Consider the following 12,336-nt stretch of genomic DNA (forward strand, 5'->3'; position numbering starts at 1 on the left):
GATGAGGCGCTTGACGGAGCTCGGTCAATCCTGTGTGCGCAAGATTTTCAACCTGGGAACAGAAACTCTTGCGTGAAAATTTCTCGCCGCACGCCGCATGCCGCACCCGACGTGTCGGCAGAGCCGCGCTCAGCTCCTCGGCGGTGCCGTGCTCTGGCGGACCACGAGTTCCGTGGCGACCTCCAGACCGAGCTGCGGAACCCTCTCGCCGCGGCCCAGCGCGAGGGCCAACTCCGTTGCGGCAGCGCCCATTTCACTCAAGGGCTGATGCACCGTCGTCAACGGCGGATCCGCCCAGACAGCGACCGGCATGTCGTCGAAACCGACCACGCTCAGGTCCTCCGGGACACGAAGCCCGGCCTCGCGGGCCGCCTGATAGACGCCCAACGCCTGCATGTCGTTCGCGGTGACGATCGCGGTGGGCCGTTGGGGCCTGCCGAGCAGGGTGCGGGCCGCGATCTGGCCGCCCTCCCGCGTGAGTTGGGCACGGACCGTCAGATCCGGGTCCACGGGCAGTCCGGCCGCCTCGAGAGCGGACCGGTAGCCCGCCGCCCGGGCCAGGCAGAACGCGTGATCGGGACCGTCGATCATCGCGATGCGCCGGTGCCCGAGGGACAGCGCGTGGCGCGTCGCGGACTGGCCCCCCTTGAAGTTGGTGGCACCGACATAGGGCACGCCGTCGGGAACGTCGTCGACCGGATCGAAGACGACGTAAGGGATGCCTTTCGCCTTGAATCGCTCCCGTTCCGCTTCAGGGAGTTGGAACACGGACAGGACACACAGCGGGCGTCGCCCCACGGTGTCGTCGACCGAGGCGTCGGCGTCGTGCAGGCCGAACTTGGAGACCACGACGCCCGCGTGGTTCCTGCGGGCCGCCTCCTCGACACCGCGGATGATCTCCCCCACCCACATGCTCTCCAGCTCGCGGAAGATCAGCTCCACGAACCTCTGCTTGTTGTCCGAGGACTTGCGGTATCCGTACTCGTTGATCAGTTCCTCGACCCGGGCCCGGGTCTCGTCGGACACCCCTGGCCGGCCGTTGAGCACCCGCGACACCGTGGGCACCGACACACCCGCCAACTCGGCTATGTGCGCGATCTTCACCGACGTCGGCCCGCCACTCCGCGCGGCCTTCCCGCTGTCCACCGACGCTCCCCCACGACTGTCCACCACGACCACTCTTCCCCGCTCCCGACGGACTCGCCGCCCGCCGGGTCACGTACGCCACCCACACGTTCAACACCGCCTGCGAGCCGTCATTCTGACACTCGCGGCCCCTCGTGAAGTTGCACCGCCTTCTGCCGGCCGAACAAGCCAGGTCGGGAAATCGATGGCGGCCCCAGATCGCGTCGCGTCTTCTGCCATGAGCCATGTGCTCTTCCCTCTCGATCGGACGGGACGCGTCTCACCCTGGCTCATTCCGCTGCCACCGGCCCGGCGGGCGACGGAGGACGAGTACGGGTCCGTCAGGGACCGGAGGGTTGGGAGCGCTTCCAATTTTGAGGCCGCAGAGCCTTGCCCTCGCCCCGTGAAGGGCGAGTTGTTACGTCGACCCTTGACAGTTTCACCAGCCCACAACACGATACCTCCCACGCCCCAAGTACTCTCAGCGCCATTGGGAGCGCTCCCATTAGGAGTGCTCCCAATACTCGCCGCCAACCTTCGGCCCTGTCGCCTGCACCAGGGAGTCGCCGGCACAAGCGGGCCTCGTACCACCGCACTTCCTCAGCACGTCGCTCGCTCGTGACCGAGAGCGGGCGACGCATCCCTGTCAGGAAATCGAGGTACAGTCATGCGCCACAGACTCCGCGCCCTGGTGGCAGCGTTCTTCGCTCTGCCGCTGGCGCTCGCCATCGCACCGTCCGCCCACGCGGCCGACCCGACCACCATGACCAACGGGTTCTACGTGGACCCCGACTCCAGCGCGAAGAGGTGGGCCGCCGCCAACCCCGGCGACGGCCGGGCGCCCGCGATCAACGCCTTCATCGCCAATACCCCGATGGCCCGCTGGTTCGGTTCCTGGAGCGGCACCATCGGCACCGCCACCGGCGCATACGTGGGCGCCGCGAACAATGGCGATAAACTACCCATCCTCGTCGCCTACAACATATACAACCGCGACTACTGCGGCGGACACTCCGCGGGCGGGGCCGCTTCGCCGTCCGCCTACGCGACCTGGATCGCCCAGTTCGCCGGCGGGATCGCCAACCGCCCGGCTGTCGTGATCCTCGAACCGGACTCTCTCGGGGACTACGGTTGCATGACCCAGGCTCAGATCGACGAACGCGAGGGCATGCTCACCGGCGCCCTCGCCCAGTTCAACCGGCAGGCCCCCAACACCTGGGTCTACCTCGACGCCGGCAACCCGGGCTGGGCGGACCCGGCGGCCATGGCCCGGCGCCTCCACGAAGCCGGTCTTCGACAGGCCCACGGCTTCTCCCTCAACGTTTCCAACTACTTCACCACGGTCGAGAACACCGCCTACGGCAACGCCGTCAACAGCGAACTCAACGCCCGCTACGGCTACACCAAGCCGTTCGTCGTGGACACCAGCCGCAACGGCAACGGCTCCAACGGCCAGTGGTGCAACCCCTCGGGCCGCCGCATCGGCACCCCCACCCAGATGGGCGGAGGCGCCGAGATGCTCTTGTGGATCAAGACCCCGGGCGAGTCCGACGGCAACTGCGGCGTCGGAGCCGGCTCCTCGGCCGGCGAGTTCCTCCCCGAGGCCGCCTACAAGATGATCTACGGCTACTGATCCACCACGGTCTGGTTCATGCCATTGCGCCCGCTTGCTGTCCCGTACCCGGACGTCCCGTGGACCTCCAAGTACGCGTCTCCGCACCCGAGACCGGCACTGGCCTGCCCGTCATCCTGCTCTCCCACGGTCAAGGCCCCTCGAACAACCTCTCCTCGCTGAACGGCTACGCGCCGCTGGTCAACTTCTGGGCCGCCCACGGATTCGTCGTCATCCAGCCCACCCACCTCCCCTCCAGGACCCTGAGCCGCCTGGTCGCCGACGCCCCGGAGCGCCCTTCTTCTGGCGCTCGCGCGCCGAGGACATGACCCTGTGGGTGCCGGGAATCATGTCACCCGGGATGACCTGCTGGTTTGGATCTGTCAAAGCTCAGCAGGCCGCAAGCCGTTCTCAGGCAGCATGCCGGTCGTGGTGATACGGCTGATCTACCTGCTCGCCTACCGGACCTTCCGATGGCTTGCCCTGTTCGCTCGCTCGAGTGCAGCGAAAGACGCAGAGATCCTGATGCTCCGCCATCAACTCGCGATCGCGCGGCGGTCCCAACCACCACCCCGCTTCTCCTGGAGCGACAGGGCCGTCATGGCGCGCGTCGCCGTTCTGTCAGTCCTGGAGATCGCCGAGCCAGCGCAGGGCGCTGAGGCCCGGCAGGAAGCAGTACTCGCCGCCGCGGGTGACGGCGAACCGCGGCAGAGGGGTAAGACGCCGTCGCACCGGCCGCCGGGGAATGGTGAAGCCCGTGTCGCCGTCGTGGGATCCGGTGACGGGGTCTTTGGCGTTGCCCGCGCCGAAGAAGACGCCGTCGTTCATCCATTCCGACTGGACGAACTCGAACTGCCGCCCGAGGTGGGCTCCGATGAACGCGAACATCAGGCCGCGGTCGGCCCCGTCGTCCTCCAGAACTCCCTCGGGCAGCGGTGGACCGTAGACGGCCCCTCGTCTGATCATGCGGTGCAGTCGCACCTCTCCCGCCACCGAGGCATCGCGGGGGTTGGCCCGGCGGATGTGGCAGCCCCCGGGCGTGATGAATCCCGCCGGATCGTCTCGCCCGTATAGGAAGGTGTTGCGGCGGTGCGGGTCGGCACCGAGGGCGGGGTCGTCGTGCTGCGGGCAGAGCGCCAGGGGAGCTCCGCTGCGCCAGCGTCCCATGATCTTGGCCGCCAGCAGTTCCTCGTCTTCGCAACCAGTGGTGTTCTCCCGCAGGTAGCGTCGGAACGCGGCGACATCCTGGTGGAGTTTACGGAAGACCGCGTAGCTGCCGTTGCGTCCCAGCACCTGCGGCCGCGGGGTCTGGATACCGCCGATCTCGTCCCGGTAGCCGAGCACGAACTCCCCGGCCTTCAACGGCACCTCAAGCTGGTTCGACCCGGGGATGCCACTTCCTTCGACGGCCGGATGGCTGACGCCGTCGCGATAGCCGAAATGCTCGGTCTCGGTGGGCAGCGCGTGACAGTCCTGCCGCCAGATCGCGGTCACACCGCGGAGGCGGTCGTACGCGGGGCGGGCCCGGTCGAGGGCCGCCTCCAACCGCGGGGTGTCAGGCGCGACCGCCGCGACCACCACGTGGACATCCGGCGTGCCCAGTGGGGCCTCCCAGTTCCCGGGGCTGCTCTCGCCGACATCGCTCAGCGCTTTGGCCCGGGCGGCCATCCCCTGCCGGAACTCCCAGGCGAACGTGTCCAGTGATGCGCGCGGCACACCCAGCGCCTCCAGGCCGTGGCAGGTGACCGCGACGCTGACCCAGGTGTCCCCCAGGGGGCTGACCGAGTCGGCGGCAGAGGTCACCACCGTGCTCGCGCGCCGCATCAACTCCCGCCCGCCTGTCCGGTCATCGAGGCGGAACACAAGGTACGTCGCCGCGTAAGGGGTCGGGCGGGGGCTGAGGACCCCGCGCTGAATATCGTCGAGTTCCAACGCGACTTGCGTAGGTCCGCTCACGGTTCGCCTCCCTGCGCCACTACTTCGAGACGAGGTTCCGCCAGAAGTTCCGCAGGCTCTCGTCGCCGCCGAACAGCGAACTGAAGATCGTGGAGTCCGCCAGCAGCACATCGCCGGCCCGCTCACCGCTCGGAGGCATCCACAGGAACATGTTGAACTCGGTGTTTCCGGCCTCGGTGAACGGATGCGGTCTGGAGGTGTCGATCGGCTGCCTGGCCAGCACGTGGATGACATCCGGCTCGTCCGTCGTCACGGCGTAATGCGGCAGGTGCATATGGAAGTTGAAGTTCGTCACCCCTTCCAGCCACCCTTTCGCGTCCAGGTCCCCGACTGTGGACAGCGGGGCGATCTTGTTCTTCTCCCGCACCGCGGGCCGCAGTCCGTAGCGGTTCTCGACCGGCACCCCGAGGCCCTGCATCAAGCCCCGCACGTACGTGGCGAACCGCTGCTGGCGAGGGACCAAGGGATCGCCGTGATGGTGGTACTCCAGGTCCCGCACGGCCAGATCGTCCGACGCCCCGACGTCATGGTGAGGCCCCAGGACCAGACAGGCGTCCTCTCGGCCGAGGAAAGCCCGCAGTGCCTCGATCTCCTCTGGCTGGGCCGCCTGCCCGGTGACCATGTGGTCCAGTCCGAACACGAACAGGGTGTCGGTGTCGGCCAGCACGCGTTCGTCGAGCGGGGTCCGGAAACCGGCCTGGTCGATGCGCTGATACACCGGGACGGGGTGGCCGGTGACCTCCTCGACGAACTGCTGGAACGGCACCCAGGCCCAGAAGAACAATTCCAATGATCCGGCGATGCCTTGCTGGAACTGAAACGGGTCCGACCACTTCGGGTCCTCGTAGGCAGGCCACGCCACCCGCCTGACCTCCGTCATCGTGGAGAACCGGTTGTCCAGCCCGGCCGGATTTCTGCCCGCCTCGGCCGGATAGCTCCACGAGACGTAGATGCTCACCCGTCGCCGACCAGGAGTGTATTCGCGCGGGACGTGGTTCTGGTTGTAGGTGCGCGCGGTCCTGGCGTCGCTCATCTCGTCTCCGATCCGCAGCGGGACAAGCGCGCGGCAGCCCGCTCTCACTGCAGCTGGTCGAGCATCTCCGACAGAGCATCCTTGATCCGCAGAGCCTTCTTGATCTCATCAGCGGTCACATACGGGTACTCCCCGTACTCGATGAAGCTCGGACAATGGTGTTCACGCACAAACCTGACGAACGCCTCAGGGTTGGTCCGCCAGTCCTCGGGGAACCCTTCGAGGTTCTCGAAGGCCGTGTTCACCCCCGCCTCGCTGAAAAGCGCGACGGCGTCCTCGGTGTACTTGTCGAAATCCGTGTCGAAGATCCCCTGATACATGAAGCGCGTATCGTCGTCGAAGAGCACCCAGCGCAGGTAGTGCAACTTCAGCGGTGCGAGAAGATATGGATCTTCCTCCAAAGCCTTGGCCAAGGTATAGCCGTGCTCACGTATCGCGTCGGCCCGGCCCGGCTTGACCTTCGCGACGATGGTGAACCCGTAACACGCCGGTGTTCTCGGATAAACGGGGCCGTATTTCCCCTGCTCGAGTTGGTCGGTGTCTTTGGGGATGACGGCCGCCTGTGGCTTGATCTCCATGTCCGCTCCTCCCACCACCTGCCGACCGGGGGCAATCCCCCTCATAGTCCCACGTATCACGTCCATCTGCCTCGTGAGCAGCAAGGAGCTGAAACACCTTGACTGGCCGGCGCGGGCGGCTGCTTCGTGGCCATCCCCGTGCCGGGGAGCCCTCTACCCTGGCTTGCGTCACCCTCGGAAGCACGCTGAATCAACCAAGGGGCCTTGGAGAGCGAAGAAGGTCTGAATGTCTGCCATCTTCCCGGTGATGACATATCGGGAAAGTTCGACAGCATCGAAATACAACTAAAAAGGGACTGAAAGACCACAAGGCGACTAAAAGACTCCCTTCACGAGGAACTCGACGTACCCGACCGACAGGTCGATGCCTCGCTGAACGCCTTCATGGAGCGCCGCTACGAACGAGTCACCATCGTCCAGGACGCGTCCCACCAGATGCTCGTCAGCGAGATGGCCGTCACCTCCGCGACCCTACCCCGCGCCACCGAGCAGTTGCGCGGAACTCTGCCACACCGACTCAAGCACGTGGAGGGCTTCCTCAACCGGCCCTGCTGATCGCGTGCGGACACCAACCCGGGCCGGCCGGCTCCTCGGCGTATCCGGACGGTACGAGCGACAATCACAGTTCGTTCCACTCTTGTGCGGCACGCTGGAGGTGGTCGCGCAACACCGTGAGGGCTGGATTGGCGGGGGCCCCGCGCCGGGTGGCCAGATAAAGCGTGTTGAGTGGCGCGATCTCGGGCTGGTGCAGTTGCACCACGTCCCCCGCTGCGAGGGCCGGGGCGGCGATGTAGCGCGGCAGAACAGAGATCCCGGCTCCCGCGGCCACCGCGGCCAGGACGGCCCGCAGATCCGACACGATCATCGTGACAGGGTTGGGCGGTCGGCGACCGAACTCGGTGCGCCAATAGCGGCGCAGGATGGGCAGCTCCTCGGCGTATCCGATCACGGGGATATGCGCCAGCGCCTCCGCCGGGTCGGCCTTGAGCCGCTCCGGGTCCACCGTGTGAGCCACTGCGGGCGGCGCGACAAGCACGAATTCCTCGTCGATCAGTGGCACCGCCAGCAGCGCCTCATCGGTGGGGCGCACCGCCGAGACGACGAGGTCGAGCCGCCCGGAGACCAGCAGGGACAACAGATCGTTGGCCAGCCCCAGCGTCGCGTGGACGCACAGTCCCCGACGGGTCAGTGGACACAGCGCGGGCAGGACCCGCAAGCTCATCACTTCGGCCGCCCCTCCGACTCGCACCGTGCCCCGCAGCGCGGGTGAAACGTCGGTGGAGTCGAGGGCGTCGCGAAGCTCGTCCACGTGAAGGCCGACGCGGGAAGCCAGAGCGGCTGCCCGCTGGGTGGGAGCGACCCCCTTGCGGGAGCGCACGAACAGCGGCTCGCCGATCTGCTGCTCCAGGCGCGCGAGCTGTCCGGTGACCGCTGGTTGCGTCACACCGAGACGTTGCGCCGCCGCGGACAGCGACCCGGTCCGATAAATCTCCAGAAACGTCAACAACAGATCAAGGTTCGGCACGGGACCGCACTTCTCAGAGAGCGTTACCAGGGGGAGGAAGACCCTCCCGTGAGATGAGGAAGAACCCGTGGAGAAGAATCCACAGGTCTCCTGATCACCTTACTGCGCAAGCCGACCACCGTCCGAGACCGTCCCGATGTCACCGGCCACCCGCTGAACGGACCGCGTGCTCCCCTCGGACGGTGCCGGAGGTGTGTCAGGGGGCGGTGTTGGTGAGCAGGGTGTAGCGCACGGTCTGGGCGTGGATGAGGCCGTCGCGGAAGACGAAGGTGTCCACGCCGTCGTCCACATGGGTGGTGTTGGCGGTGGCGGCCCATTCCACGAACAGGACGTCATCGGCGAACTTCGGGTTCCTCGGGTTCCACTGGGCGTTCGGGAGGTCGGTGAGGACCGCCCCGATGCCCTGCTTCACACCGTCGCGGCCACGCAGGATCCCGGATGGAGTGATGAACACGGCGTCCGGGGCGAAATTGGCGGCGATGGCGTCGAGGTCCCCTGAGCTCAATGCGTTGACATGAGCCTCAAATGTCTCTTCGGGGGTGCGTTCCATCTCGTGCGAATCCTTTCATCGGCGGGACAAAGGTGACACGGGTCTCCGACTCATGCCAGGTAGACGATGCCGTGGGCTCCTTGATCGCCGGGGTCGATGTCCAACGTCCGTTCGACCGTGCCGGTGTTGAGGTCGATCACGTGGAGAGTGCCCGAGTACAGGTTGGCGACGAAAGCACGGCCGCCGTCCGGCGTGGTGCGGATGGTGATGGGGACCTTTCCGACCGGCGCGTCGAAGTGGTGCTCGAGGCCACCTGGTCCGTGGACGGACAGCTGCCCGGCCACGGACTGTCCGGCGCCGTCCGTGGCCACGAGACCGACCAGGACGCGGCCGTCCGCGGCCACGTGGACAGGACAGCCGGGCGCGTTCAGTGGCGCGCGGTGGATTACTTCATCGGAGCCGGTGTCGATCACCAAGACCGTTGCCGGGGGCCGGCCCGCGGAGCCGCCGTCGTAGTGGAGGGCCGTGCCCGCGGCGTAGGCGTGGATACCGTCCGGGGAGACGGCAACCTCTTCGGTGCCGTAAGGGGCGGGGATGCGTGCGGCGAGTTCGCCGCGGGCGAGGTCGAGGACGGAGATGAAGGGGTCCGCCTTGTTGGTGGCATAGCCTTTGCGTCCGTCGGGAGTGATGGCGAACCAGTGGGGGCGGTGGGCACCGACCTCGATGCGGCCAACCGGCATGCGCGCGGCCGTGTCGAGCACGACGACCGCTCCCCCGCCGGCGGGGCCGGCCTCGACGGTCACGTAGAGCAGCCCGCGGCCGGCGTCGAGAGCGAGGCCGTGGGGCGCTTCCTCGGGAGCGAGCGGGATGACATCGACGAGCTCGCGGAGGAACGGGTCGACGATCGAGATCTCGTGTGCCTTCTCGCCAGGGTCGGTGTAGACGCCGGAGCGGTAGGTGTGCGAGACGTACAACAGCTCTGCCGTGTGGTCGACGGTGATCTCGTGGGGCTGGGCGGCTACCGCGAGAACGCCGAGCGGCTCGTAGTTCAGACCGTCGAAGAAACGGATCGCTTCGCCGGCGGACGTGACCACGGCCAGGACCGGTCGCCGAGCCGGAGTCTGGTTCACTGCCGGTCTCCGTTCGTGGTCTCGCGGTCGATGAACTCGATGACCTCGTCGTTGGGCCCGTAGACGAACGCCACCTGGAAGGTCATCGGATCGTCTCCAGCGGTGGTGATCTTCTTCGGGGCTGCCAGCAGACGCGCGCCGGCGGCGACCGCGCGGTCGAAGAGGTCGGCGACGTCATCGGTGCGGACGGCGAAGTGCACCAGAGCGGCCACCCGGCTGCGTTCGCCGTCGTCGTGACGTTGCGCGGGGTCAAGCCCTTGCGGCGAGCCGCCCGGCGGGGTCGAAGCGGCATCGAAGAGTTCGATGAGCCGGTCGTCACCGGCGTCGAGGAAGACGGCACGGTGCACTCCGCCGCCTGGGACGCTCCATTCGCGAACGAAGCGGAAACCCAGGGCGCGAGTGTAGAAGTCCACCGAGGCGTCGAGGTCGTAGACGTGTACGGCGACGTGGTCGAGACCACGGTTCGAAACGGGGCTGGTCACATGTGTTCCTTGCGTGATGCGCGGCTGGAGGGCCTGCGGGAGCTCAGCGGCTTTTCGCACTCCGCAGCCCGCGGACGGCCGGCTGGGCGCGCGCGGTGCTCGCGGGCTGCGAGGCGGGGGCGGCACGGCATGTCCGGGCGACAGCACACCGCTGAGAGCCCGGACATAGGGCGGTGGCTTACCGAGCGGCCAGGGCCTCCAGCACCTTGCGGGCCGTGGCCACGCTGGACTGCGGGTTCTGGCCGGTGATCAGGTCGGCGTCATGGATGACCGTGCTGCTCCACGGGGCGCCGGGCGTGACCTGCGCACCACGCTCGCGCAGGCGGCCCTCGACGGAGAAGGGGACGTTGTCGCCCAGGCCGCCCTGGCGCTCTTCCTCATCCGAGAAGGCGGTCAGCTCGCGACCGGCGAAAGTGAAACCGCCGTCCGGCGTGCTCGCGCTCAGCAGCGCGCCGACTCCGTGGCACAGAGCGACCACGAGCTTGCCCTGGCCAACTGCCTCGTTGAGCAGACGGCCGAGGTCGTCGTCGGCGACGAGGTCCGCCATAGGGCCATGGCCGCCGGGAATGTAGATCGCGTCGTAGTCGTCCGCCCGCACGTCGGACAGGGCGAGCGGCGTGGCCAACTGATCGGCGATGCCGTCGAGGTAGGCGCGGAACTTCTGCGCGTCCTCCTCGCTCACGCCGCCGCGCTCGTCGAGGCTGAGGACATCGACTGTGGGGCGTACCCCGCCCGGGGTGGCCAGGTCGATGTCCCCGCCGTCGGCGGCGAGCACCTCGTGGGAGGCGGCCACCTCCTCCGCCCAGTAACCGGTGGGGTGGGTCGAGCCGTCCGCCATCTTCAGGCTGCTCGCACCGGAGATGACCATCAGAATCTTCGACATCGAAATGCCTGCTCTTCTCGCTTGGAGGGGTTGTGTCGTCATGCACCGCCGGCGCCGTAGCCGGTTCGCCGGCGGCCTCGGGAACAACACCAGCCTCCATCACGAGTCATCCGCACGTCTCCCGCGGCCCATAAGATTATTTATAGATGACAGGAGGGGAAACGTTGCCTTCCCTCCGTCCTTCGTGCTGTCTACTACGACGAAGCAACCGCATTCCCCGTGGCTTGCGCTGCTTCGCACTGACCGCCGAGCCCAGGGAACTCGTGCCAACCCCTCAGCCTCCGTGGACCGAGTCCTCCTTGTCCGGGATAACACTGCCGTCCTGTCGCCGCACCGGACCCATCGTGCTGTCGGAGTTGATGTATCCGGTGGTGGAGCAGGGGTAGGCGGCTTCCTTGCGCGGCAGCGGATCGATGAACATGGGGTTGATCAGCCAGCTGCCGTCCGCGTTGTCGTAGGCCCGGCACATGATCTCGTTCTTGGTTCCGGTTGAGGACCTGCGGGGTTCCGTAACTCGGCCATGCCTCTTGACCAGCAAGGATCGAAAAAGCGTCGACGGGCGGACAGGATCGTGATTCATGTCCTTGCGTCTGCTCCACCTGATCGCCACGCGGCTGCTCAGCTGGATCGTGCTGCTCACCCGTTCCTCCGCGGTCCAAGGACGTCGAGCTGCTCGTGCCGCATCATGAGGTCGCCGTGCTGCGCCGCGGTACCCGGAGGCCACGCCTGGACTGGGCCGACCGCACGATCCTCACCGCCCTGGTCCAGCTCCTGCCGAGAAGGCTGCGCGGGCACAGGCCGGTCGCCCCCGGCACGCTCTTGCGCTGGCACCGACGCCTGGTGGCACGGAAATGGACAGCTCCCCAGCGGCAGACCGACACGACATGGCGACAGTTCCTGCACACCCAAGCCTTGACCACACTCGCCATCCCCGGCGTCGCGCTGTTTTTGCCCCTGGCTCAGATCGCCTCCAGCCAGAAGGCTTTGCCCTTCGAGGTGTTCTCGGACAGGTCGACCGGCAGCCCCTCGGCTCGGAGTTGCCACCCGGTGAACTCCCCCTTGGCGGCCTGGGCCTGGGTGCCGTCGTCGTCGATCGTGATGTCGGTGACGGCGTATGTCGTACGGTCCTTCAGCCAGCGCACCTTGGCGTCGACGGTGGTCTGATCAGTCACGGCCGACTCCGGGGCGAGTCGCGAAAGGGCCCGCTGGAACGGGTCGCCCTACCGGTCTTCACGGTCCTCCACGGCTACGCCGGCATGGCGGTGAGCGGCATGCCGCCGCCCGAGATGAGCCAGCACGGGCTGGACGACGTGATCGCGTACATCCTGCGGGGCTCCGCACCGGATGAGTGCTGCCGAGTTACGGTTCCGCCCCCGGCAAGCACCCTTCGGCCGACTGAACTTGACCGGAGCAATCCTTGTCGCCTTCCCCTCAGATCGAGGACGGCGAAGGCCCGTCGCCTCGGTTCCGCAGAGCTCTCCGTCTCAGAACTCATCTCTGCGCGCGTGAGGCGAGACGACGG

General features: G+C 67.3%; 12 protein-coding genes and 2 pseudogenes. 3 read left to right on the forward strand and 11 right to left on the reverse strand.

What is annotated here, in order from left to right:
- Positions 1 to 129: 129 nt before the first annotated feature.
- Positions 130 to 1,146 (reverse strand): LacI family DNA-binding transcriptional regulator, encoded by a 1,017-nt coding sequence (locus tag CGL27_RS01055; RefSeq protein ID WP_240450298.1) that lies wholly within the window; start codon positions 1,144 to 1,146, stop codon positions 130 to 132.
- Positions 1,147 to 1,792: 646 nt separating this feature from the next.
- Here CGL27_RS01055 and CGL27_RS01060 point away from each other — a divergent pair.
- Positions 1,793 to 2,758, forward strand: coding sequence for a glycoside hydrolase family 6 protein (locus CGL27_RS01060; RefSeq protein WP_119983825.1), 966 nt, complete (start codon positions 1,793 to 1,795; stop codon positions 2,756 to 2,758).
- Positions 2,755 to 3,068, forward strand: a pseudogene (locus CGL27_RS01065) (chlorophyllase); the annotation flags it as partial. The gene CGL27_RS01060 and the pseudogene CGL27_RS01065, both read left to right, overlap by 4 nt.
- A gap of 290 nt (positions 3,069 to 3,358) precedes the next feature.
- Here the strand turns inward: CGL27_RS01065 and CGL27_RS01075 are convergent.
- From CGL27_RS01075 to CGL27_RS01085, 3 genes are read right to left on the reverse strand one after another with little or no spacing between them, the layout of a single operon-like run.
- A complete protein-coding gene (locus tag CGL27_RS01075) occupies positions 3,359 to 4,693 on the reverse strand; it encodes a Dyp-type peroxidase (protein ID WP_205587585.1) in 1,335 nt (444 codons plus the stop codon).
- A 19-nt stretch (positions 4,694 to 4,712) separates the two neighbouring features.
- Complete coding sequence (locus tag CGL27_RS01080) at positions 4,713 to 5,726, reverse strand: hypothetical protein (RefSeq protein ID WP_205587586.1); 1,014 nt, start codon at positions 5,724 to 5,726, stop codon at positions 4,713 to 4,715.
- A gap of 44 nt (positions 5,727 to 5,770) precedes the next feature.
- Positions 5,771 to 6,304 (reverse strand): hypothetical protein, encoded by a 534-nt coding sequence (locus CGL27_RS01085; protein WP_119983827.1) that lies wholly within the window; start codon positions 6,302 to 6,304, stop codon positions 5,771 to 5,773.
- Positions 6,305 to 6,688: 384 nt separating this feature from the next.
- Between CGL27_RS01085 and CGL27_RS49745 the strand changes: the two genes are divergently transcribed.
- Positions 6,689 to 6,859, forward strand: coding sequence for a hypothetical protein (locus CGL27_RS49745; RefSeq protein ID WP_162952833.1), 171 nt, complete (start codon positions 6,689 to 6,691; stop codon positions 6,857 to 6,859).
- 64 nt (positions 6,860 to 6,923) lie between these two features.
- Here the strand turns inward: CGL27_RS49745 and CGL27_RS01090 are convergent, their stop codons facing one another.
- From CGL27_RS01090 to CGL27_RS49750, 7 genes and pseudogenes are all read right to left on the reverse strand, one after another.
- The gene (locus tag CGL27_RS01090) at positions 6,924 to 7,829 is read right to left on the reverse strand and encodes a LysR family transcriptional regulator (RefSeq protein ID WP_119983828.1); all 906 of its coding nucleotides are present in this window, start codon (positions 7,827 to 7,829) and stop codon (positions 6,924 to 6,926) included.
- Positions 7,830 to 8,025: 196 nt separating this feature from the next.
- Positions 8,026 to 8,379, reverse strand: coding sequence for a nuclear transport factor 2 family protein (locus tag CGL27_RS01095; RefSeq protein WP_119983829.1), 354 nt, complete (start codon positions 8,377 to 8,379; stop codon positions 8,026 to 8,028).
- Positions 8,380 to 8,429: 50 nt separating this feature from the next.
- Entirely contained in the window at positions 8,430 to 9,449 is a 1,020-nt protein-coding gene (locus CGL27_RS01100; protein ID WP_119983830.1) for a YncE family protein, read from the reverse strand.
- Entirely contained in the window at positions 9,446 to 9,931 is a 486-nt protein-coding gene (locus CGL27_RS01105) for a VOC family protein (protein ID WP_119983831.1), read from the reverse strand. The genes CGL27_RS01100 and CGL27_RS01105 overlap by 4 nt, the downstream gene beginning before the upstream one ends.
- 178 nt (positions 9,932 to 10,109) lie before the next feature.
- Positions 10,110 to 10,814 (reverse strand): type 1 glutamine amidotransferase domain-containing protein, encoded by a 705-nt coding sequence (locus CGL27_RS01110; protein ID WP_119983832.1) that lies wholly within the window; start codon positions 10,812 to 10,814, stop codon positions 10,110 to 10,112.
- A 274-nt stretch (positions 10,815 to 11,088) separates the two neighbouring features.
- Positions 11,089 to 11,295, reverse strand: a pseudogene (locus tag CGL27_RS01115) (haloacid dehalogenase-like hydrolase); the annotation flags it as partial.
- A gap of 478 nt (positions 11,296 to 11,773) precedes the next feature.
- Positions 11,774 to 11,986: a hypothetical protein gene (locus CGL27_RS49750; RefSeq protein ID WP_162952794.1), complete on the reverse strand. Its 213-nt coding sequence runs from the start codon at positions 11,984 to 11,986 to the stop codon at positions 11,774 to 11,776.
- Positions 11,987 to 12,336: the final 350 nt, after the last annotated feature.

It is taken from the genome of Streptomyces sp. 11-1-2 (genome assembly GCF_003595545.1).
Taxonomy (GTDB): Bacteria; Actinomycetota; Actinomycetes; order Streptomycetales; family Streptomycetaceae; genus Streptomyces; species Streptomyces hygroscopicus_B.

What these genes read in the sequence shown, in the direction of transcription:
- CGL27_RS01060 (WP_119983825.1), top strand. Translation starts at nt 1,793, where the DNA reads ATGCGCCACAGACTCCGCGCCCTGGTGGCAGCGTTCTTCGCTCTGCCG.
- CGL27_RS01080 (WP_205587586.1), bottom strand. Translation starts at nt 5,726, where the DNA reads ATGAGCGACGCCAGGACCGCGCGCACCTACAACCAGAACCACGTCCCG.
- CGL27_RS01085 (WP_119983827.1), bottom strand. Translation starts at nt 6,304, where the DNA reads ATGGAGATCAAGCCACAGGCGGCCGTCATCCCCAAAGACACCGACCAA.
- CGL27_RS49745 (WP_162952833.1), top strand. Translation starts at nt 6,689, where the DNA reads ATGGAGCGCCGCTACGAACGAGTCACCATCGTCCAGGACGCGTCCCAC.
- CGL27_RS01095 (WP_119983829.1), bottom strand. Translation starts at nt 8,379, where the DNA reads ATGGAACGCACCCCCGAAGAGACATTTGAGGCTCATGTCAACGCATTG.
- CGL27_RS01110 (WP_119983832.1), bottom strand. Translation starts at nt 10,814, where the DNA reads ATGTCGAAGATTCTGATGGTCATCTCCGGTGCGAGCAGCCTGAAGATG.